Origin of the sequence: Rhizobium sp. Root1220 (assembly GCF_001426265.1) — a bacterium.
In the GTDB taxonomy this organism is placed as follows: Bacteria; Pseudomonadota; Alphaproteobacteria; order Rhizobiales; family Rhizobiaceae; genus Rhizobium.
On sequence record NZ_LMDG01000032.1, the window covers coordinates 437,374 to 458,296 of the forward strand.

The window sequence follows — 20,923 nt, forward strand, 5'->3', positions numbered from 1 at the left end:
TTGCGGGAGGCCAAATGGCGAAGATCGTAACGTTGAAGGAAGCGGTGGCCGAGAACGTCCGGGATGGCGACACCGTCTCGATGGAGGGCTTCACCCATCTGATCCCCTATGCCGCGGGCCACGAGGTCATCCGGCAGGGTCGGAAGGACCTATACCTGATCCGCATGACTCCGGACATTCTCTACGACCAGCTGATCGGGGTTGGCGCGGCCCGCGCAATGAAATTCTCGTGGGGAGGCAATCCCGGCGTCGGTTCGTTGCATCGGTTCCGCGATGCCGTCGAAAACCAGTGGCCGCGACCGCTGGAGATCGAGGAGCACAGCCATGCCGCCATGGCCAACGCCTACGAGGCCGGTGCTGCGAACCTGCCGTTTGCCATGCTGCGCGGCTACATCGGCGCCGACCTGCCGAAGGTCAATCCGAACATCAGGTCGGTGACCTGCCCCTTCACGGGTGAGGTGCTGGCTGCCGTTCCCGCCATCCGCCCCGACGTGACCATCATCCACGCGCTGCGCGCCGACCGCAAGGGCAACGTGCTTCTCGAGGGCATCGTCGGTGTCCAGAAGGAAGCGGTTCTTGCCGCCAAGCGGTCGATCGTCACCGTCGAGGAGATCGTCGACGAGCTTGATCCGCCATCGCCGAATTCCGTCGTTCTGCCGGGCTGGGCGGTAACCGCCGTCGCCGAAGTGCCAGGCGGTGCTTTCCCCTCGTATGCGCAGGGCTACTATCCGCGCTCGAACGCTTTCTACATTGCCTGGGACGAAATCGCCCGCGAACGGCAGAGTTTTGAAAAGTGGATCGACGAAAACGTCATGAAGGCGGGCCCGGAAAATTTCGCCAGGCATGGCAGGAAGCAGGCAGCGTGAGGAGCCCGAGATGAGCGATTTCACCCCGACTGAGATGATGACCATTGCCGCCTCGCGGGCACTGACCAACGACGATGTCTGCTTCGTCGGCATCGGTGCGCCATCGGCCGCCTGCAATGTCGCGCGTCTCACGCATGCGCCTGATATCACGCTGATTTACGAAAGCGGTACCGTCGGCACCAAGCCGGATGTTCTGCCGCTGTCGATCGGTGATGGCGAACTCTGCGACACGGCGCTCTTCACCGTCTCTGTCCCCGAGATGTTCCGCTACTGGCTGCAGGGCGGACGCATCACCACCGGCTTTCTCGGCGGCGCGCAGATCGACAGGTTCGCCAACCTCAACACCACGGTCGTCGGCCCCTACGACCATCCAAAGGTCCGCCTGCCGGGCGGCGGCGGTGCGCCGGAGATCGCCAGCAATTGCGGCCAGATCTACATTACCATGGCGCTCTCCAAGCGCGGCTTCGTCGAGAAGCTGCCCTTCATCACCTCCATGGGCCACGGTGAAGGCGGCGATCATCGCGAGCGGCTTGGGATGAAGACGAAAGGCCCGACTCGCGTTATCACCGATCTCTGCATTCTCGAGCCGGATCCAGTGACGAAGGAACTGACAGTGGTATCGATCCATCGCGGCGTTACCCGCGAGCAGATCGTCGAGAATTGCGGTTGGGCGGTCAAGTTTGCCGATCTGGTGATCGAGACGCCCGTGCCGACTGAAACGGAACTGACAACGCTGCGCGACATCAACGCGCGCACCAGGAAAGCCCACCAGGGCGACAAGGAAGCCGCGTAAATGGTTGACGCCTATATCTGCGATTACATCCGCACCCCGATCGGGCGCTTCGGCGGATCGCTGTCCGCCGTGCGTGCGGACGATCTGGGCGCCGTCCCGTTGAAAGCGCTGATGGAGCGCAACAGGTCAGTGGACTGGGAAGCCGTCGAGGACGTGATCTTCGGCTGCGCCAACCAAGCTGGCGAGGACAACCGCAACGTCGCGCGCATGGCGACATTGCTCGCGGGCCTGCCGGTCTCGGTGCCCGGCACGACCATCAACCGGCTCTGCGGCTCCGGTATGGATGCTGTCATCGCAGCCGCCCGCGCCATCCGCGCCGGTGAAGCCGAGCTGGTGATTGCCGGTGGCGTCGAAAGCATGTCGCGCGCGCCCTTCGTGATGCCGAAGGCCGACACGGCGTTTTCGCGCAATGCGGAGATATACGATACGACCATCGGCTGGCGCTTCATCAACCCTCTCATGAAGAAGCAGTACGGCGTCGATTCCATGCCGGAAACCGGCGAAAACGTCGCGGAAAAGTATCGCGTCATCCGTGAAGACCAGGACGCCTTTGCTGTCCGCAGCCAGGCGAAGGCCGCGGCCTCCCAGGCAAACGGACGTCTGTCCAGGGAAATCACCCCGGTTACGATTCCCCAGCGCAAGGGAGATCCGGTCGTTGTCGAGAAGGACGAGCATCCGCGCGCGACGACGATGGAAGCGCTTGCCAGGCTCGGCACGCCCTTCCGGAAAGAGGGCGGCACAGTGACGGCCGGCAATGCTTCCGGCGTCAACGATGGCGCCGCCGCGCTGGTCATCGCATCCGAGGCTGCGGCCGCGAAGCATGGTTTGACCCCGATTGCGCGTATTCTCGGTGGCGCTGCCGCCGGCGTGCCGCCACGCGTCATGGGAATTGGCCCGGTCCCGGCCTCCCGCAAGCTGATGGCGCGGCTGGGGATGACGCAGGAACAGTTCGACGTGATCGAACTCAACGAGGCCTTCGCGTCGCAAGGTCTGGCGGTTCTGCGCGAACTCGGCATTGCCGATGACGACGCGCGCGTGAACCGCAATGGCGGCGCCATCGCCCTCGGTCATCCGCTGGGCATGTCGGGCGCCCGCATTACCGGCACGGCAGCTCTTGAACTGCGCGAAACCGGCGGCCGCTATTCGCTGTCGACGATGTGCATCGGAGTAGGGCAGGGGATTGCCATCGCACTCGAAAGGGTTTGAAAAGCAAGGCGCGGGTGCAGGCCGACACCGCACGGGCGGTGTTCCGTTAAGGCAAATGTTAGCTGCGGCGCCGTCCGAACTGGAACCAGCGGCGACGCTCTGCCGGGCTGGCGTTTTTTGGCGGCTCGCTGGCACCCTTAGGCGCAAACACCGAAACGGTTTCGTGGTAAGCGACAACCGATCGATCCGGGCGGAATGCACTGAACGGATCGTCGGCGCCAGTATCGAGAAGCCGGCCCCAATCCTTGATGCCATTCACCTCGGGAAGCACGACCTCGCAGTCGCCACCAGCGTTGAGAACGATCACCAGGCCGCCGATCTTCTCGGTATTGGGGGTATTGAGGCTGGCTGATACGTACACGCAGACGAGGCGCAGTTCCGGATCGTTCCAGGCGTCGTCGTCCATGAACTGGCCGTCCGCCTTGTACCAGGCGATTTCGATACGGCCGTCTTCACTCGTTTCTCCCGTCAGGAAACGCTCCTGGCGCAATTCGGAGTGCGCCTTGCGCAGCGCGATCATCTTCTGGCAGAAGACCAGAAACGGATCCCCGAGGCGCGACCAGTCGACCCAGCCGATTTCATTATCCTGGCAATAGGCGTTGTTGTTGCCATCCTGGCTGTTGCCGATCTCGTCGCCGGCCAGAATCATCGGAATCCCTTGGCTCAGGAGCAAGGTTGCCATCATGTTGCGGCGGCGGCGAGCGCGGGCCGCGGCAATTCCTTCATCCTCGACGGTGCCCTCGGCGCCCATGTTGTCGGAATGATTGTCTGAATGGCCGTCGCGGTTGTCCTCTCCGTTGGCCTCGTTGTGCTTGTCGTTGAAAGAGACTGTATCCATCAGCGTAAAGCCGTCATGCGCCGACAGCAGATTGACCGAGGACGTTGCACCGCGGTCCGAATGATTGAACTGGAGGGACGAGCCGGTAAGGCGCGACGCAACGTCCGACACCATGCCGCCATCTCGCTTCCAGAAGCGCCTGACATCATCACGGAACTTGTCGTTCCATTCCCGAAAGGGGTGAGGAAAGCCGCCGACCTGGTAGCCGCCTTCACCAACGTCCCATGGCTCCGCGATGAGCTTGACGCCTGAGAGGATGGGATCCTGCCGGATCGCTCCGAAGAAAATCCCCTGGCGGTCGAATTCCAGATCCTGTCGCCCGAGTGTGCTGGCCAGATCGAAGCGGAAACCGTCGATATGCATCACGCCAACCCAATAGCGCAGGCTGTCGAGCACCATGCGCATCACCATCGGATGTGCGACGTTCAGAGTATTGCCGGTTCCCGTCGTATCGAAGGTGTGGCGCGGATCGTCCGGCGACAGAATATAGTAGCTGGCATTGTCCAGTCCTCGGAAAGAAAGTGTCGGGCCGCGCTCGCTGCCTTCGGCGGTGTGGTTGTAAACCACGTCCATTATCACCTCGATGCCCGCGGCGTGGAACTTCCTAACCATGGTCTTGATTTCGGTGATCTGCTGGCTCGACATGTAACGGGCCTGCGGGGCAAAGAAGCCAAGCGTCTGGTAACCCCAATAGTTGTTGAGATTTTTTTCCAGCAGGTAGCGGTCGTTCGGGAAATACTGGATTGGCAAAAGCTCGACTGCCGAAATACCGAGGCTCACCAGGTGGTCGACGATCGGATCGCTGCACATGCCGAGAAAGGTGCCGCGTAACCTGTCGGGCACCTTGGGGTGCGTCATCGTCATTCCGCGCACATGTGCTTCATAGATGATCGTGTCGGTCCACGGACGGCGGATCGCCTGGTCGTTGCTCCAATCGAAATCGGAATCCTGGACGACGCCCTTGACCATGAAGGGAGCGCTATCGCGCTTGTCGAAAGTCAGATCGCCACCTTTGGCGCCAACCGTATAGCCGTAAAGCGCATCGTCCCACCGCAGGTCCCCCGCGGTCTGCTTGGCATAGGGATCGAGAAGCAGCTTGTTGGGATTGAAGCGATGTCCGGACTTGGGATCGTAGGGACCGTGTGCGCGATAGCCATAGAGTGTGCCGGGACCTATGTCGGCGATGTAGCCCGACCAGATATCGCCCTCGCGCTTCGGCAATGCCAACCGTGCAACTTCCTTCTTGCCGTCAGGCGAAAACAGGCAGAGTTCCATCTGTTCGGCGTGAGCGGAGAAAACGGAGAAGTGCGTGCCCCGACCGGTATATTCGGCTCCCAGCTCGGGTTTGAGAAAATCGAGTTCGGAAAATGCATAGCTCATCGACGCCCCCACCTGGCCATTGCCCAAGCCGGAAACGTTGCTGCACTGCAAAAGTTCCAAGAGCATTCAGAGGATCGCGCCCTGCGTCCTCCAAATTTCATGGCATCAGCTGTCCGCCATTGACTTCGACGATTTGGCCGGTGACGTACCCCGATAATGTCGGCGACGCGAGGAAAAGATAGGCGCCGACGCAATCCTCGGGTGTGCCCACGAAGCCCATGGGAATGGATTTGCGTTGCATCTCCATTTGCTCGTCGTTGGTGTAACGTTCATGGAACGGTGTGGCTATGACGCCCGGCGCCACTGCGTTTACGCGAATGCGATCGGGCACGAATTCCTTGGCATGGCCGCGGGTAATCGTGGTGACGAATCCCTTCGATGCCGCATAGAGCACCGCGCCGCCGGCGCCGCCGTTGCGGGCGGCAATCGATGTCGTGTTGATGATGAAGCCGCCCTGCTTTTTCAGCCACGGATGCGCTGCGCGCGTTGCGGCGAGCACCGAGCGAGCGTTCAGGTCCATGACCTTCAGGTAGTGCTCGTCGGTGTATTCCGAGGTGGGCTTGCGGCCAAGCATTCCCCCTGCATTGTTCACAAGGCCGTCGAGATGGCCAAAGGTCCTGGCGGTTTCCTCCACGACGCGTTCGGTCTCGCCTTCCCGCGAGACATCGCCATGTACCAGATGCACTGTGCCCCCGGCGGCGGTGATCTCGTCAGCCAGTGCCTCCGCGGGCTCGCGGCTCGCATTGTAGTGAACCCCGACCTTCATGCCTTGCGCGGCAAAGGCACGTGCAAGCGCCGCGCCGATGCCGGTCGACGCACCGGTGATCAGGACGGATTTTCCCGCCAGATCGGGGATTTTGATGGATGCAAGCGATTGAGCAAGATTTGCCATGGCAGCGACGGCCTCCAGGAATGGTGCGGGATGGATAACAGGGCGAGTTGGCCAAAGCTTATCAGCGTCGATGGCCAGCCGGCAATGCCGATCTAGCCCGCCTGATCGAGTTCGGGATAATGGCGGAAGATATCGTCCTGGTTGAACGGCAGCCGTCGATCGGAACGAAGGTAGGCGGCAATGTTCGGCCGCCTTCTCACGGCGTCGTGCAACGTGCCGAGCCCCGGATATTGCAGCTTGTAACCTTTCATGGCTCTCGGAAAGGCATAAAGCAGGCCCTCAATAACCTGGAACAGAGACAGATCGACGTGGGAAATCGCGTTGCCGACGCTGTGCCGCGATCCTTTAGGGTTCTGCTGCAGAACCCTTTCGAAATATCCGAGGAATTTCGGGATTCGGTCCCGTATGAACGCGGCCGACCGGGCTTTCGCCTCTTCCTTCTGATCTTCGTAGTAGAGAGACGTCGCGATCGGATGGTGGGTGTCATGCACCTCTGCAACAAGATCGGTGATCGTCAATTGCAGCCCGTTCGCGACGTGGCGCAACCGATCCTCCTCAGGTGAAAGCCCAAGCTTCGGACCGAGGTAGGCCAGGATGTTGGCGACGTGCGGAACAATCAGGTCACCGTCCCTCAGGAAAGGCGGAGCGAAGGGAATGTAAGCTTCCGATCGGCTCTCCATGATCTGCATCATGGCTCCGATGCCCTTCCCGGGACCGGCCTGACGGCTAACATCCGCGTAGTCCGCACCCGCTTCCTCCAGTGCCAGGCGTACGAATTCGCCGCGCCCCTGGAGGCCGTCCCAATAAAACAGTTCGTAGGCCATTGCTGCGCTTTCACCCCATGGGTCTCTGTTGCAGGGCCGATCTGATGGCCTCGCCAAGTGCGACGCTGCTGAAGGGCTTTGACATCAGCACGGAACCCGGGAACCAATCGTCCGCACGCTAAAGAACTCCGCCTGAAGAGCGGAGAAATAGAGGAGTGCTAGTGGTGGAAAAGGCGGCCCGGAAAATATCCTTCGACGGGATATCGATGAGCAGTGGTGCGTTGCCGTCAATTTCTGGCCATGGTGGGCTACGACTTCCAGGGGAATCGGCGGGAGACCGACAACATCTTTGCAAAAGCGGATGACCGGATATGAACGGCCGTGGTCTCACGGAAGAGCAGTGATACGACGTTGTCGATGACAACGACAATCAGCAGGGCAAATACCAGATAAGCCGTTGCGGCGATGACCACGGTCGACATTTGGCCCTCACACCGGGGCGATGAAAAGATAGCAGCCGGCAACAACAAACGACATCAGAATTGCATCGAAATAGCTTCTGTTCATGACCAGCCTCCGTTTGCTTCTAAAAAGATCGGAGTGTCGTTTTGGTTCCATCTCCAGGGGCCACCGCCGGGCGTTTTGTGCGTAGCAGTCATGCGCGTTCATTTGTCATCGCCCCTCCCGCGCATCCGGCGTCTTCGTACCATCAATAACTCGGAACCAATGCAGCCATATGACAAACAAGAAGGGCGCCACGTGGCGCCCTATGATTGCAGATTGATCGACAGTTCGATCATGCCGACTTGGTGCTAGCGGTCTTCTTGGGAGCCGCCGCCTTGACGGCGCCGTTTGCCTTGCGTGCGGATGCAGTACCCTTCGCACGTGTCTTTACTTCCTTGCCATCGGAAGATGCTGCGGAACCTTCGAGCGCTTCACGTTCCTTCTTGGCCTGCTCCCAGTGTAGATGGTCTCGCCCAGTCGGATGCCCTTCGTTTTCCCAAAGCGCATAAGCGCGCTTGTTGATCCACTCGTCCCGAGTTTCTGTCATCGCCGATCTCCAGTCATGTGATGCCGTGGTCTAACGCGATACCCAGAGAACAGTTCCAGATGAACAGTCAGGATTCAAGCAGTTTTTGACACACTGCAAAAACAATTCTTGCGGCGCAGCAAACGACGTCGATATTACCCTTTCTGCCGCTAAAACGGGTTCGGTTATTCTTCGGCGTCAGACCATCCGATCTCGGATTGGTTCTTGGGGCAAATCTCTATGGTTGGCCCAACCGTTGGCTGTCGCCTGAACCGGGCGGGTCTTCAGGTTGGCTGGACGTAAATCCACCAGGTAGAACACTCTGGACGCTGGTCAATTGCCATCGGCTTCACAATTGCGCGCTACGACTTTATCGCTATATTTTCACGAATGTTTTATCTCATATCGACGTACTGGCCGCATATTCTATTCGTTGTTTCGCTTGCCATGGGAGCGGCGGCGGCGATACATGCCGCGATGACCAAAGAGGAGGTGCGAGCAGCAACCGGTTGGGTCGCCGTCATCATCCTTTCGCCGATCATCGGCGCCGTGCTCTACGCCATTGCAGGGATCAACCGCATTCGGCTTGCGTCCCTGAGCGTCAGGCGCGATGCGCTGACACCGGACGCGGATTTCGATAAGCTCGAAGCCTTCGACGCCGATGCCGAGCTCGTTATCAGCGGTTTCGGTCGCCGCTTTGCCGCCATGCAGACGCTCGGCGACCGCGTCACCCGCAATCCGATCTCGACCGGCAATTCCATCGACATGCTGGAAACGGGCGACGAATGCTACGCTGCGATGAAGGCGGCAATCGACAACGCCGAACGCAGCGTGCTGCTCGAGACCTACATCTTCGACCGCGACCCGATCGGGTTGAGGATTGCCGATTCGCTTATTGGCGCAGCCAAGCGCGGCGTCGAGGTTCGCGTGCTGATCGATGCGGTGGGTGCCCGCTACTCTGTTCCCAGTATCCTCGGTTACCTTGCTGAGGGCGGCGTCACCGTCGCGGTGTTCAACGGCAACGTGATCATCGGATTGCGCCTGCCTTACGCGAATCTACGCACGCACCGGAAGATCCTGATCGTCGATGGCAGGGTTGCCTTGACCGGCGGGATGAACATCAGGGCCGGCTTTACCCGCGAGGTGGCCGGTGAGAACTTTGCCCGTGATACGCATTTCAGCCTTACAGGGCCGGTCGTCGCCGATCTCTTCAACGTGGCTGGCGAGGACTGGCGGTTTGCCACCGGCGAGGTCCTTGAGGGCGAGGCGTGGCGGACAGAGGCGCCCGGGGGACAGCCGGGCGATCCGGTCTTCATGCGTGTCGTCGCATCGGGACCGGACCGGCGTATCGAGACGAACCACAAGATGTTGATCGGCGCTTTCTCCATAGCGCGAAAGTCCATTCGGATCATGTCGCCATACTTCCTGCCGGATCGTGAATTGATCAGTGCACTGGCAACCGCCGCAAGACGTGGCGTGGAGGTGGATATCGTCGTGCCCGCCGCCAACAACCTTGTCCTCGTCGACCGGGCGATGACCGCGCAGTTCGACCAGATCGTCAGCAACTATTGTCGCATATGGCGATCCAGCGGCGCCTTCAGCCACTCGAAACTTCTGTCGATCGATGGCGTTTGGTCCTATGTCGGTTCCTCGAACCTCGACCCGCGGTCGCTCAGGCTGAATTTCGAGATCGACCTCGAAGTCTTCAACGAAGGTTTCTCGACGGAGATCGACGAACATATCGACGAGGCGATCCGCTCGGCTTCACCGGTGACCCTGGCCGGCTTGCGCAACCGCCCCTTTGCGGTGCGCCTGCTGGATAAGATTCTGTGGCTGGGATCACCCTATCTTTAGAGCGCATTTTCGCGCGCTTGGATGTGGCAACTTCCGGCGCGCGGCCTATACTCCGCACCTGAACCAATTCGATCAATGGAGCGTCAGCGACCGCCGATGCATGCCAGAAAAGACAGCCTGCCGGCCAGCATCCTTGCGTCCATCAAGAATCGTAGACGACGCCTGGATGCGGCGCATCCTGAGACAAAGCCGAGAACCGAAGGCACGCTGATCGCCTCCTACAACGTTCACAAGTGCATCGGCAACGATCGCCGGTTCGATCCTGAGCGCACCAGCCGCGTAATCCACGAGATCGACGCGGACGTGATCGCATTGCAGGAGGCCGACACCCGGTTCGGCGAGCGTACCGGGATTCTCGATCTCAATCGCCTGGAGCGGGAAACCGGGCTCATTCCCGTGCCCGTTGATGGCATGGCGAAGGCACACGGCTGGCACGGCAACGTCGTGCTGTTCAAGAGGGGTCTGGTGCGCGACGTACACCAGATAAAACTGCCCGGATTGGAGCCGCGCGGGGCGCTGGTGGCCGAAATCGAGCTCGAACGGGGAGGGGCGCTGCGCATCATTGCCGCGCATTTCGGGCTGCTTCGTCATTCGCGAGCGCGGCAGGCCAAGATGCTGGTCGAGTTGATGGCCGATCGGGCGGAGACACCGACAATCCTGCTCGGCGACCTCAACGAGTGGCGGCTCGGCGACCGCTCGTCGCTGCAGACCTTCCAGTCGGTGTTCGGGCAGCAGCCCAATGCCGTTCCAAGCTTTCCGGCCCGGTTGCCTGTCCTGGCGCTCGACCGGATCATGGCCAACCGGAAGGGCGTCGTGACGGCGGTGGAGGCCCATGACACGCCACTTGCCCGCATCGCCTCAGACCATCTGCCGATCAAGGCGATCGTCAACCTCGGGCGCGTAGCCGCGCTAACGTCGAAGGGCTAGCCAGGCATCTCTTTCCATTTTGCCATGCTTGACTCCAACGACAGGCGTGGCACGTTCACGTCGGTATTTCGCCTTGAATGGAGAGGCTTTGCGATGTCTTGGGTACGTTCTCAGCAGCGAAAAATTGCGCGGATCGCCGGAGGGGTTCCGCAGCGCAGTTCCCGATCGCGCTGGCCAGCCGCCGCGTGGGTAGCGGCCTGCCTTTGCCTGGCAATGCCCGTCATTCCGGCGCACGCCTACGATCCTCCACCGCAGACGGACGCATCGAAACAGCAGGTCGACAAGCTGGTCGGCCTCTGGAAAGAGCACCATGCCGATGCGGACAGCCCGAAAGAGCGGCGCGCTGCATTCGAGACACTGATGGCATCGACGCCGGAACCGACGCGCATCCAGATCCGCAATGTCGATGCCGGTGGCGTCAATGCGCAGCTGATCTGGCCGGCTCGCCTTCACCATCCTGTCGGCCGAAGGGTGATTCTCTACGTTCACGGCGGCGGCTTTAACAGTGGTTCACTGAGGACGCACCGTGCCTTGGCGGGTTCGCTCGCAAAAGCCGCCTCCGCCGACGTCCTCCTCATCGACTACCGCCTGGTTCCCGAATACACCTACCCCTCGCAGATCGACGACGCGCTGGCGGCCTATCGCTGGCTGCTCGATTCTGGCTACGACAATGACAATATAGTCATCGCAGGCGACGCTGCCGGCGGCAATCTGGCGATCGAGGCGACGCTACGGCAGATGCAAGTCAAGGGACCCTTGCCGGCGGCCGTGATCGCCATGAGCCCGATCACCGATCTGGCAGCCGCGGGCGCTTCGGTAAAGAGCAACGCGCTCAGCGATCCGCTGATCAGCGAGGCCCATCTGAAAGCCTTGAGCAAGGCCTATCTCGGCGAGCGCTCGCCGACAGACCCACAAGCCTCGCCGGTCCAGGCTGACCTGACCGGCTTTCCACCGCTGTTGATGCAGGTCGGATCCGGGGAGGTGCTTCTGGACGACACCTTGCGTCTTGCCGACAAGGCTCGCCAGGCAGGCGTCGACGTTACGACCGAGGTCTGGCCCGGCATGGTTCATCAATGGCAGCTGTTTCCGTTCTGGCTTGACGATGCGCGGCGCGCGAACCAGCGCATTGCCGAATACGCCATGTCGCATTTCGCCGACAAACCGGCGCAGTGAACGTCCGGTCGTAGCGGTTGTTTAGCCAAAGCGCTTCATCAGGAAGCTGGGGTAAGCTCCTGTAGTTGCGAATGCATCTTCCAGATCGCTTTCCGACGCATCGGATAAAATTCCCGTGCGGACGAGCACGGACGCCAGCTGTGCGTCCTGGGCGCCCTTGATGTCATGCGCGATGCTATCACCCACACACACAACCGTCGATCGGGCCGGGTTTCCCCACGCCCGCATCGCGACGTCGTACATCTCTCGATGCGGCTTGCCTATCCAGCGGACCGAGCCGCCCAAACTTTCGTAAATCTCTGCGATCGCACCGGCTCCTGCAACGTTTATCCCGCCAAACAGCTTGTGAATATCCGGATTGGTGCAGATGCACGGAACCTGCCTTGCCGCGGCCGGCTCCAGGATCTCCCGGTAGCGTTCGAGCGGGATGCGTTCGGCCTCGCTGCCGGAGATGATGACCAACTCAGCTTCGGCGGCATCGTCGACGGTTGCGAGATCGAGGCGGTCTGCGAGGTTGGTGTCGCCGCCGCTCGAGATGGTGAATACCCGCAGGCCCGCCTTGATGCTCCCGGATGACGCAAGGATTTCAAAGGCAACGTCGCCCGATGTGACAAACCGGTCGAAAGTTGTCCTGCCAAAACCCAGCTGCGTGAACCGGTCTGCATTGAATTCGCCGCTCCTTCCGGAGTTCGAAAGCACGATCACATGTTTGTCCGCCGATCGAAGCTCGCTCAGCGCCTCGGCTGCGCCATCGTAGGGGCCTTCGTCGTCGCGAAGCACACCAAACTGGTCCAGCAAAAAATAGTCGTATTGCGCGATAAGCTGCGAGAGCGATGTCCAGGGGATCTTGTTCAAGGTTTCCTCTTTTCCCATTGGAGGACCAGAGCGGCGGTCCCGACCGCCGCCTCGACCGAGGCCGGCTGTGCAAAGGGCACGCCAAGCGTTCGCTCCCGCATGGATGCCCACACTGTATTCTTAGCGCCGCCACCGACAGTCCGGACAGTTTTCAATGGAGCCGACCCAAGGCGCACCAGCCGCTCGTAGCCCATCCGTTCAATCTCCATGATGCCTTCGAGCACCGCCTGGAAGAATGTGGCTTCGTTTGCAGGGCGGGGCTCGAGACGCGGAGGATAGAGGGGATCGCTTACAGGAAACCGCTCTCCCGCCTTGTTCAGCGGGTAGTAGTTCAGGCCGGTCGGCCTTGATGGGTCGATCTGAGCGGTCAGTTCCGAAAGGCGCTCATCCCCGAACAGGGACTTGATAACCGCTCCACCCGTGTTCGAGGCACCGCCGGGAAGCCAAAAATCGAGCACCCGGTGCGAGTAGACGCCGTACTGCGGCGCGTTCACCGGTCGGCCGGAAGCGAGCTTCAACACCATCGTTGACCCGAGCGCCGTGACCGCATCCCCAATTTCCGAAGCTCCGGTCGCGATGAACGACGCACAGCCATCGGTCGTTCCGGCGTGGAAGTGGCAGTCCGGCGCAAGGCCAAGACCATGCGCGAAACCGTCAACCCGCGCCAGTGACGCGCCGGCGCGAACGACGCGAGGAAGAAGTCGGAGGTCCAGGCCTGCCTCCTCAATCCACGCCGGCCAGGCTTCGTGCTCGAGGTCGTATCCGGTTTTCAGTGAGTTATTCTCATCCGAGCAGATCTCCTGCAGCCCGAGCTTGCCAAGAATCCAATCGGCCTGATGCAAGATGCGCGTGACGTTCGCGTGCCGCGCGAGATAGATCCCCCTGGCGAGCGCTGAGCCGGAGCCGCGCGCGGCGCTGTCTGCCGGGGCAGTTTTCTCGATACGCGCGATAATGGCTGGATCCGGGCACGTGTCGTTGTACATCAACGGCCTGCCGATCGGCTTCAGCTCGTCGTCGACGCCAAGGACGGTCCCGGAAGTGCCGTCGACGGCAATCCCCCTGACGTTTGTCAGGTCTGCGGCGGTCGCCAGTGACCGCAGGGCTTGCTCGGTGTTTTCCCACCAAGCGGCCGGCGAGCGGAAGCTGGCTGCATCTTGAAACGGCGCGCTGGAGATGGCCACGACGTCGCGGTTGTCGTCGATCGCCGCGGCCCTCACACCCGACGTTCCGATGTCGACGCCAATCACGGTCGCGACCCGGTCGGCCGACCTGTCATTCACCTCGAGACGCTCCGCGATCAAGTGCCTGACGGTATTGTTCGGCCTCCCAGTTCGTTAGTTCGTATTCGTCGGCATCCGAGAGATACAGGACATCGGCACTATCGGGGATGCGGGCAACTACTTCCGCCAGGCATCGGGCCATGACTTGGCCGCCAGCCGTGAGTTCGTCTGACAGAAGCACTCCCATGCCTGGAACGATTATCAGCTTGGGAGTGGTCGCACCCGCACCTGCATAGCTGGCAACGAGATCAGATACCGATTGCCCCTGATCCAGAACGCCGATCTCGGTTCCGAGAAATATCACATGGTCGGGGTACATCGAGCCTGCGGTCGCTAGCCGAATGCTCTCTGGCGAAAGAGCGAGCTGGTGGCTCTCGATATCGCTTGCGGGAAGGTAACCACTCCCCGCGCTCATTGTCTTGAGAGCGTCGAGTGACGGTCCTGAAACCTCTCTTGTCGGCATATTCAACGCCGCCGAAACGTTCGCGATTTTCGAGGCAACTTCGTCAACGGTTGTTCCGGTGACGATTATGCCATGATTGAAGAGGATCAGAACATCCGGGTCTGAATTCGCGGCTGCATCTACCTCGCGCGCCAGCGGCGTTCCCGGACGACGGTAAGGCACGGTGGTCCACTTCAAACCTGTCGGGGTCAGCTTTTCGGCCAGCAGTTGGTTGCGCTTTTGGAGCACCGAAAGCGCGATCGCATTGACGCAGTGATAGTGCGCAACAACAGGACTGTTGAGGGCGGCATGGAAACTCGTTTCAATCGACGGCCGCAATCCACTCGTATTCAGTTCGCCCACGACGAAATCCGTTGCCTTCTCGGCTCGCGGATCTCCTGCGCGCAGGGCATCGACCAGCGGGGCAACCCGGACAGGGACCATGATGTCCCTGTCGTTGGCGTGTGCGAGCCAGGTGCCGGATGCCTTGACCCACATCGTGCCGTCGCGCTTCAACGATGTGTTGCCGCCGGCTCCCTGCGTCTTGAGGATGTCGGTTCCAATCTGCCTTGACAGGTTCAGAAATTGATCGAACTCGCTGTGCGAGTCCCGTGCTGCCGCCGCCAAACGCTTTCCTCCGTATCTGAAAGCTCGAAGTCTCACGATCGTGTGAGCGAACTTTATCTTTATCGTATGGCTGCGATCGATAATCGTCAATCACGAAGATTCTGCATCATACTATCTTGCGATAGGCGCTTTCATGTGATTATCTTCAATCATCAGCGGGGAGCGGCTGGTGGAGGAAGTGCATTGAACGATTCAGAGCGACACAAGTTCATCACAGACCTGCTGCGGGACACTCCGTTTGCGTCTGTGCGTGATCTGCAGGATCGGCTGGGCGTTTCCCCTGCAACCATCCGCCGGGATATCGACAAGCTTCACGAGACGGGAAAAGCCAAAAAAGTCTACGGCGGTATCTCCGCATCCGAGGTATCGGGACGCCTGTCAGCCCGCCCTTACGATGAGAACCGGGACATCGCCGTCGAGGCCAAGCGCGCCATCGCGCAGAGAGCAGCCTCGCTTGTTCGTGATGGTGACTCGATCATCGTCCATGCCGGCTCCACATGCTTCCAACTCGGCGCCTTGCTGGCTCATCGCAATCTGCGCATCTACACGAATTCCATGCCGCTGGCGGCCCATCTGGGCGAACACGGCACCTGCCATCTCAGCGTCGCGGGCGGGCAGCTTTATCGCGAGCCGGGCATTATCCACGATCCCTCAGCGGGGACCCCCGACTATTTCGCTTCGCGCTTCTTTGTCGGGACGCAGGGTATCGGCGTCCAGGGGCTTCTGGAATCCCATCCGCTGCTGGTGAAGGCGATCGGTGAATTGAGCGCCTGTGCTGACGAAATCGTACTCCTGGCCGATAGCCGGAAGTTTTCAATCCAGCCCCGGAACATCGTCCTTCCACTGTCGCGGGTTGGGACGATCGTTACAGATGATGGCCTGTCCGATACAAATGCCCGGATGCTGGAAGATGCAGGGATCAACATTCTCGTCGCGAGTCTGGGAGGCGGGAATTGACCGACCATAGTCCCATCGCAGTTTTCGATCTCGGGAAGACCAACTCGAAGCTTTTCGTCATCAACGGTGACGGTGAGGTCGTGGGGGAGGCAAGGGCCAAACCGGTCTGGCGCGAGGTGGGTGACATTCGCGTGCTTGACGACGAAGCGCTCTTCGGCTGGATGAACATCGAACTGAAGAAGGCTGTCGAAGCCTACGGTGTACGGCACCTGATCTTCTCGGGACATGGTTGCACCTTCGCGTTGGTCGCGGACGACAGGCTTCACCACCCAATCCTGGACTACGAGCAAGAGCCGCCAGCGGACGTGGCTGCTCGGATCGATCTGCTGACGCCGCCCTTTGACGAAACCTTTTCTCCACGGCTGCCGCTCGGCTTCAATTACGGCCGACACATTCTCTGGCTGCAGGATCGAGACCCGAGGTTGCTCGAGACTACGGATAGCATTCTGTCCTATCCGCAGTTCTGGTCGTGGAAGTTCTCGGGAAAGGTCGCTTCGGAGGTCTCCTACCTCGGATGCCACTCTCATCTCTGGGCTCCGCACGCGGACGACTTCAGCAGTCTTGTCTATCAGCAGGGGTGGAGGTCGAAGATGCCTGCCGTGGTTGCTGCTGGAGAGGTCCTGGGCACCCACCGTGTTGAAATTGCCGATGGCACCTGCGCCGACGTTGCCGTTCACAATGGTCTGCACGACAGCAATTCGGCTCTCTACTACTACCGCTCGCTCGGCTTCCATGACTTCACACTGATATCGACTGGAACGTGGGTCATCATCTTCAACCAGGCATGCCCGCTGGAGGCTCTGGATCGGGAGCGTGACATGCTTGCGAACGTGACGGTGGATCACGTTCCAGCGGCAACCATCAGGTTTATGGGCGGTCGCGAATACGACGTGGCAAGTGGCGGATGGAACAGGTCGATCTCGAAGGTCGCTATCGAGGCGGTCATAGCCAAGGGCTGTTTCGCATTGCCGTCATTTGCGGCAGGTGGACCGTTCCCCGGCTTCGAGGGAATGTTCGTAGGCCCACAGGTCTCGGGTGAGGAGCGTGCAGCAGTGGCGCTGCTTTACGTTGCGCTGATGTCGGATGCTTCCCTCGATCTGATTCATTCGACAAACGACATCGTCATCGATGGTGGCCTACTCAAAGCCGATCTCTATGCGCCTATCCTGGCGGCCCTGAGACAGCAGGCGGTTTTCACAAGCAGCAACCCTGAAGGAAGCGCATTTGGTGCCGCCGCCCTCGTCTTCCGGCAGGCTGGCAGGTCCCCTTTCAAGAATGAGTGTGTTCGGATCGCCCCTGCCGAGATCGCCGGACTTGATGCTTACCGGCGGGAGTGGAAGCGGCGTGTCGAAGAGCTTGGCCTGAATGTCTCCAGCGAGACTGCACTGAAGGAGGCGAGGGCATGAGCAACGCCGCACCCGCACACGACGTTCCGGTTCTGGAGATGCGGAATATCAGCAAGACGTTTGGCAGTACCCGTGCCCTGACAAATGTTTCGCTTACGGTCTACCCAGGCGAGGTCCATGCCCTGATGGGCGAAAATGGAGCCGGCAAATCCACCTTGATGAAAGTGCTTTCCGGTGCCTACACCGCTGATCCGGGCGGAAGTATCCTGGTGAGCGGCCGCGCGGCGGTTGCCGGCGATCCGGTAAAGGCCAAGGCAAACGGCATCGCGGTTATCTATCAGGAACTCTCGCTGGCCCCGAACCTGACCGTGGCACAGAACATGTTTCTCGGCGCGGAGCCCTCGCGGTTGGGTCTGGTCGACCGCGGTGATATCAAGAAACGCGCCGAGCCGATCCTTAAACGCCTGGGGATCAATTTTGCGCCGAACCAGCTCGTAGCCACGCTGTCTCTTGGCGAGCGCCAGATGGTTGAGATCGCCCGCGCGCTGACGACGGATGCACGCATCATCGTCATGGACGAGCCGACGACATCCCTGACCAGCAGGGAAACGGAAAAGCTCTTCGACGTCATCGCCGGCCTTAAAGCTCACGGTATCGCGATTATCTACATCAGCCATCGCATGGAAGAAATCTATGCGCTCGCAGATCGTGTCAGCGTTCTCCGGGACAGCGCCTATGTCGGCACTTTGGAGCGCGGGGAGCTGTCGGCCGAACGTCTCGTCTCCATGATGGTTGGACGGGATATATCATCTTTCTACAAAAAGGAGCATCGGGCGGCAACGAGCGATCGCAAGGTGGTCCTGTCGGTCAAGAATATCGGCGACGGGCGGCGGGTTCACGGCTGTTCATTCGATGCCTGCGCCGGGGAGGTCCTTGGCATTGCTGGATTGGTCGGATCGGGTCGCACGGAATTGGCGAGGCTGATCTACGGCGCCGATCATAAAACGTCGGGTTCCGTTGCTCTGGACGATCGTGAACTCACGTTGAAAGGCCCGAGCGACGCTCTTGATGCGGGCCTTGCCTACCTCACGGAGGATCGCAAGGGCCTCGGTCTCTTTCTCGACATGTCCATCAATGAAAATATCAACATCGGCGTGATTTCCAAGGATGCACGCTCGGGTGGGCTGCTGGACTTCACAAAGGCGAAGAGCCGTGCCGAAAGCGCTGTGACATCGCTGTCGATCCGGACGAAAAGCACGTCGATAAACGTCGGTGCGCTATCCGGAGGCAATCAGCAAAAGGTCTTGCTGGCTCGGCTGCTCGAGACCAAGCCGCGAGCGATCATTCTCGATGAGCCGACGCGGGGCGTGGACGTCGGGGCCAAATCCGAAATCTACCGAATTATTGACGAGCTCGCGCAAAGCGGCATCGCGATCGTCGTCATTTCCAGCGATCTGCCGGAGGTGATTGGCATCGCCGACCGTGTCCTTGTCATGCGGGAAGGACGCATCGCGGGCGAAATCGTCGGATCGCCCGAACAGCCGATCGCGCAGGAAGCCATCATGGCCCTATCGACCGGCCCGGCAAACCGAGACGCATGAAGCGCGATAACAGAGAGATACAGTAATGAGCGCAACGCAGAGCGAACAGACAGCAACCGACAAGATCAAGCTGCGGTCGACCTTGACCGCACTCGGAATGCTGCCGGTACTCGTCATCTTGGCGATCGGCTTTCATCTCCTTAGCGGGCGGTTCCTGAGCGTCAACAACCTGTCGATCGTCATGCAGCAGGCGTCGATCAATACCGTGCTTGCTGCGGGAATGACCTTCGTCATCCTGACGGGCGGTATCGACCTGTCCGTGGGTTCCATCCTGGCGGCATCGGCGATGGTCGGCGTCATCGTGTCACTTTGGCCTGATGTCGGCATGTTGGGAATTCCTGCGGCGATCGCGGTCGGGTTGGCATGCGGGGTCGCCAATGGCCTGGTCATCGCACTCTTCAAGCTTCCACCGTTCATCGTCACGCTTGGGTCTTTGACGGCAATGCGCGGCATTGCTCGTCTTATCGGCAACGACACCACGGTCTTCAATCCGGACCTTCCATTCGACTTCATCGGCAATGGCAGTCTTCTCGGTGTCCCCTGGCTGGCAATTATTGCCCTTGCAACGATTTTGATCTCCTGGGTGATCCTCAAGCGCAGCGTTCTGGGCACCTGGATCTACGCTGTGGGCGGCAATGTCGAGGCAGCTCGCTTGACCGGCATCAAGGTGCCAATCGTCCTTCTCTTCGTCTATTCGATGTCGGGATTGCTTGCGGGTCTCGGTGGGGTGATGTCGGCAGCTCGTCTCTATGCGGCGAACGGTCTGCAACTTGGCCAGTCATACGAACTGGACGCCATTGCCGCCGTCATCCTCGGCGGCACCAGCTTCGTGGGTGGCGTCGGCTCCATCTGGGGCACCCTGATCGGCGCGCTCATAATCGCCGTCCTCTCGAACGGCCTGATCCTCGTGGGGGTCTCCGACATCTGGCAGTACATCATCAAGGGGCTTGTGATCATCGTCGCCGTCGCGCTGGACCGCTATCGGCTGAAAGGGCTTAGCCGCACGTAACGTGTGGCTGGAGGAACCGGGGTTACCGGATAACAGGGCGCAGGAAGCGCCATATGGAGGAAAGCATGCGTATGATCTCTAAACTGCTCGCGGCCACCGCACTGGCCGCGTCGATCGCAATGCCGGCCGCTGCCAAGGATCTCGAAAAGATCGGCATATCCGTTGGCCTGCTTGGAAACCCCTTCTTCGTCGCGACCATCAAGGGCATCGAGGACCGCGCCAAGGAAATCAATCCGAATGTACAGGTCACTTCGGTATCCGCCGACTACGATCTCAACAAGCAGGTATCGCAGATCGACAGCTTCATCGCCGCCGGCGTCGACATCATCATGCTGAACGCCGTCGATGCCAAGGCGATCGCACCGGCAGTGAAGAAAGCCCAGGCCGCCGGTGTCATCGTAGCTGCCTTCGACGTGTCGGCGCCGGGCGCCGACGTCACGGTCATGACCAACAACGTGAAGGCGGGCGAGGAGGCTTGCCAGTACATCGTCGATCAATTGAAGGGCAAGGGCGACGTCGTCATCATCAACGGTCCTGCATCATCGTCGATCGTGGATCGCGTCCAGGGATGCAAGAACGTCCTTTCCAAGAGCGCCGACATCAAGATCCTGTCGGATGACCAGAATGGTCAGGGTTCCCGCGACGGCGGCCTCGCCGTCATGCAGGGGCTGCTGACCCGTTTCGACAAGATCGATGCCGTGTTCGCCATCAACGACCCGACCGGCATCGGCGCTGAACTTGCGGCAAAGCAGCTCAACCGCAATGAGTTCTTCATCACAGCGGTCGATGGTGCACCGGATATCGAAAAGTCTCTTGCAAGCGGCAAATCGATGATCAAGGCGTCCGCTTCTCAGGATCCATACGTGATGGCTGGCGACTCTCTCAAGATGGCCGTCGACGTCCTCAAGGGTAACAAACCCGCCGAAAGCACAGTGCTTCTCGATCCGAAACTGATCACCGCCGACAACATCAAGGACTACAAGGGCTGGACAGCAGCCCGCTAAGGTCTCCCTCCCGAGCGGCCCGCCGTCGCCCTGTGCGCGGCGGGCTGAATGCATCCAGATGAAATCAGGAATCGGTCCG

Annotated in this window: 19 protein-coding genes; 11 read left to right on the forward strand and 8 right to left on the reverse strand. The window is 60.4% G+C overall.

What is annotated here, in order from left to right:
- The first annotated feature begins 14 nt into the window (after positions 1-14).
- The 3 genes from ASC90_RS18950 to pcaF are packed head-to-tail and all read left to right on the forward strand — an operon-like array spanning position 15 to position 2,865.
- Positions 15-866, forward strand: coding sequence for a CoA transferase subunit A (locus ASC90_RS18950; protein WP_056543467.1), 852 nt, complete (start codon positions 15-17; stop codon positions 864-866).
- Positions 867-876: 10 nt separating this feature from the next.
- On the forward strand, positions 877-1,659 hold the full coding sequence (locus ASC90_RS18955; RefSeq protein ID WP_056543688.1) for a CoA-transferase subunit beta: 783 nt from the start codon (positions 877-879) through the stop codon (positions 1,657-1,659).
- Positions 1,660-2,865 (forward strand): 3-oxoadipyl-CoA thiolase, encoded by a 1,206-nt coding sequence (gene pcaF, locus ASC90_RS18960; RefSeq protein WP_056543470.1) that lies wholly within the window; start codon positions 1,660-1,662, stop codon positions 2,863-2,865.
- Positions 2,866-2,923: 58 nt separating this feature from the next.
- Here pcaF and glgX read toward each other — a convergent pair whose 3' ends face one another.
- From glgX to ASC90_RS18985, 5 genes are all read right to left on the reverse strand, one after another.
- Positions 2,924-5,083 (reverse strand): glycogen debranching protein GlgX, encoded by a 2,160-nt coding sequence (gene glgX / locus ASC90_RS18965; protein WP_056543692.1) that lies wholly within the window; start codon positions 5,081-5,083, stop codon positions 2,924-2,926.
- Positions 5,084-5,180: 97 nt separating this feature from the next.
- The gene (locus ASC90_RS18970) at positions 5,181-5,975 is read right to left on the reverse strand and encodes an SDR family oxidoreductase (RefSeq protein ID WP_056543473.1); all 795 of its coding nucleotides are present in this window, start codon (positions 5,973-5,975) and stop codon (positions 5,181-5,183) included.
- A 92-nt stretch (positions 5,976-6,067) separates the two neighbouring features.
- A complete protein-coding gene (locus tag ASC90_RS18975; protein ID WP_056543478.1) occupies positions 6,068-6,799 on the reverse strand; it encodes a glutathione S-transferase in 732 nt (243 codons plus the stop codon).
- A 248-nt stretch (positions 6,800-7,047) separates the two neighbouring features.
- Entirely contained in the window at positions 7,048-7,221 is a 174-nt protein-coding gene (locus tag ASC90_RS28960) for a hypothetical protein (RefSeq protein ID WP_156393034.1), read from the reverse strand.
- 314 nt (positions 7,222-7,535) lie between these two features.
- Entirely contained in the window at positions 7,536-7,790 is a 255-nt protein-coding gene (locus ASC90_RS18985) for a DUF2934 domain-containing protein (protein ID WP_056543484.1), read from the reverse strand.
- Between the two features lie 369 nt (positions 7,791-8,159).
- Here ASC90_RS18985 and ASC90_RS18990 point away from each other — a divergent pair, with 369 nt between their 5' ends.
- From ASC90_RS18990 to ASC90_RS19000, 3 genes are all read left to right on the forward strand, one after another.
- Entirely contained in the window at positions 8,160-9,623 is a 1,464-nt protein-coding gene (locus ASC90_RS18990; RefSeq protein ID WP_056543487.1) for a phosphatidylserine/phosphatidylglycerophosphate/cardiolipin synthase family protein, read from the forward strand.
- 96 nt (positions 9,624-9,719) lie between these two features.
- A complete protein-coding gene (locus ASC90_RS18995; RefSeq protein ID WP_056543491.1) occupies positions 9,720-10,550 on the forward strand; it encodes an endonuclease/exonuclease/phosphatase family protein in 831 nt (276 codons plus the stop codon).
- A gap of 213 nt (positions 10,551-10,763) precedes the next feature.
- Positions 10,764-11,723, forward strand: a complete 960-nt coding sequence (locus ASC90_RS19000) for an alpha/beta hydrolase (protein ID WP_056543694.1) — start codon at positions 10,764-10,766, stop codon at positions 11,721-11,723.
- A gap of 21 nt (positions 11,724-11,744) precedes the next feature.
- Here the strand turns inward: ASC90_RS19000 and ASC90_RS19005 are convergent, their stop codons facing one another.
- Genes ASC90_RS19005 through ASC90_RS19015 form a run of 3 tightly spaced genes read right to left on the reverse strand, consistent with a single transcriptional unit; the run spans position 11,745 to position 14,927 of the window.
- Positions 11,745-12,578 carry a TIGR01459 family HAD-type hydrolase gene (locus ASC90_RS19005; RefSeq protein WP_156393036.1) on the reverse strand — a complete coding sequence of 278 codons (834 nt, stop codon included), beginning with the start codon at positions 12,576-12,578 and terminating at the stop codon, positions 11,745-11,747.
- Entirely contained in the window at positions 12,575-13,858 is a 1,284-nt protein-coding gene (locus tag ASC90_RS19010; protein ID WP_056543697.1) for an FGGY-family carbohydrate kinase, read from the reverse strand. Before ASC90_RS19010 ends, ASC90_RS19005 begins: the two co-directional genes overlap by 4 nt.
- On the reverse strand, positions 13,851-14,927 hold the full coding sequence (locus tag ASC90_RS19015) for a class II aldolase/adducin family protein (RefSeq protein ID WP_056543497.1): 1,077 nt from the start codon (positions 14,925-14,927) through the stop codon (positions 13,851-13,853). The genes ASC90_RS19010 and ASC90_RS19015 overlap by 8 nt, the downstream gene beginning before the upstream one ends.
- Before the next feature lie 183 nt (positions 14,928-15,110).
- On the opposite strand from ASC90_RS19015, the gene ASC90_RS19020 reads away from it, so the two are divergent.
- From ASC90_RS19020 to ASC90_RS19040, 5 genes are all read left to right on the forward strand, one after another.
- The gene (locus ASC90_RS19020) at positions 15,111-15,884 is read left to right on the forward strand and encodes a DeoR/GlpR family DNA-binding transcription regulator (RefSeq protein WP_056543500.1); all 774 of its coding nucleotides are present in this window, start codon (positions 15,111-15,113) and stop codon (positions 15,882-15,884) included.
- A complete protein-coding gene (locus ASC90_RS19025) occupies positions 15,881-17,290 on the forward strand; it encodes a hypothetical protein (protein ID WP_056543503.1) in 1,410 nt (469 codons plus the stop codon). Before ASC90_RS19020 ends, ASC90_RS19025 begins: the two co-directional genes overlap by 4 nt.
- Positions 17,287-18,831 carry a sugar ABC transporter ATP-binding protein gene (locus ASC90_RS19030; protein WP_056543506.1) on the forward strand — a complete coding sequence of 515 codons (1,545 nt, stop codon included), beginning with the start codon at positions 17,287-17,289 and terminating at the stop codon, positions 18,829-18,831. Before ASC90_RS19025 ends, ASC90_RS19030 begins: the two co-directional genes overlap by 4 nt.
- A 25-nt stretch (positions 18,832-18,856) precedes the next feature.
- Positions 18,857-19,840, forward strand: coding sequence for a ribose ABC transporter permease (locus ASC90_RS19035; protein WP_056543509.1), 984 nt, complete (start codon positions 18,857-18,859; stop codon positions 19,838-19,840).
- A 65-nt stretch (positions 19,841-19,905) separates the two neighbouring features.
- A complete protein-coding gene (locus tag ASC90_RS19040; RefSeq protein WP_056543700.1) occupies positions 19,906-20,844 on the forward strand; it encodes an ABC transporter substrate-binding protein in 939 nt (312 codons plus the stop codon).
- The last annotated feature ends 79 nt before the right edge of the window (positions 20,845-20,923 follow it).

What these genes read in the sequence shown, in the direction of transcription:
- ASC90_RS18950 (WP_056543467.1), top strand. Translation starts at nt 15, where the DNA reads ATGGCGAAGATCGTAACGTTGAAGGAAGCGGTGGCCGAGAACGTCCGG.
- ASC90_RS18955 (WP_056543688.1), top strand. Translation starts at nt 877, where the DNA reads ATGAGCGATTTCACCCCGACTGAGATGATGACCATTGCCGCCTCGCGG.
- pcaF (WP_056543470.1), top strand. Translation starts at nt 1,660, where the DNA reads ATGGTTGACGCCTATATCTGCGATTACATCCGCACCCCGATCGGGCGC.
- glgX (WP_056543692.1), bottom strand. Translation starts at nt 5,083, where the DNA reads ATGAGCTATGCATTTTCCGAACTCGATTTTCTCAAACCCGAGCTGGGA.
- ASC90_RS18970 (WP_056543473.1), bottom strand. Translation starts at nt 5,975, where the DNA reads ATGGCAAATCTTGCTCAATCGCTTGCATCCATCAAAATCCCCGATCTG.
- ASC90_RS18975 (WP_056543478.1), bottom strand. Translation starts at nt 6,799, where the DNA reads ATGGCCTACGAACTGTTTTATTGGGACGGCCTCCAGGGGCGCGGCGAA.
- ASC90_RS28960 (WP_156393034.1), bottom strand. Translation starts at nt 7,221, where the DNA reads ATGTCGACCGTGGTCATCGCCGCAACGGCTTATCTGGTATTTGCCCTG.
- ASC90_RS18985 (WP_056543484.1), bottom strand. Translation starts at nt 7,790, where the DNA reads ATGACAGAAACTCGGGACGAGTGGATCAACAAGCGCGCTTATGCGCTT.
- ASC90_RS18990 (WP_056543487.1), top strand. Translation starts at nt 8,160, where the DNA reads ATGTTTTATCTCATATCGACGTACTGGCCGCATATTCTATTCGTTGTT.
- ASC90_RS18995 (WP_056543491.1), top strand. Translation starts at nt 9,720, where the DNA reads ATGCATGCCAGAAAAGACAGCCTGCCGGCCAGCATCCTTGCGTCCATC.
- ASC90_RS19000 (WP_056543694.1), top strand. Translation starts at nt 10,764, where the DNA reads ATGCCCGTCATTCCGGCGCACGCCTACGATCCTCCACCGCAGACGGAC.
- ASC90_RS19030 (WP_056543506.1), top strand. Translation starts at nt 17,287, where the DNA reads ATGAGCAACGCCGCACCCGCACACGACGTTCCGGTTCTGGAGATGCGG.
- ASC90_RS19035 (WP_056543509.1), top strand. Translation starts at nt 18,857, where the DNA reads ATGAGCGCAACGCAGAGCGAACAGACAGCAACCGACAAGATCAAGCTG.
- ASC90_RS19040 (WP_056543700.1), top strand. Translation starts at nt 19,906, where the DNA reads ATGCGTATGATCTCTAAACTGCTCGCGGCCACCGCACTGGCCGCGTCG.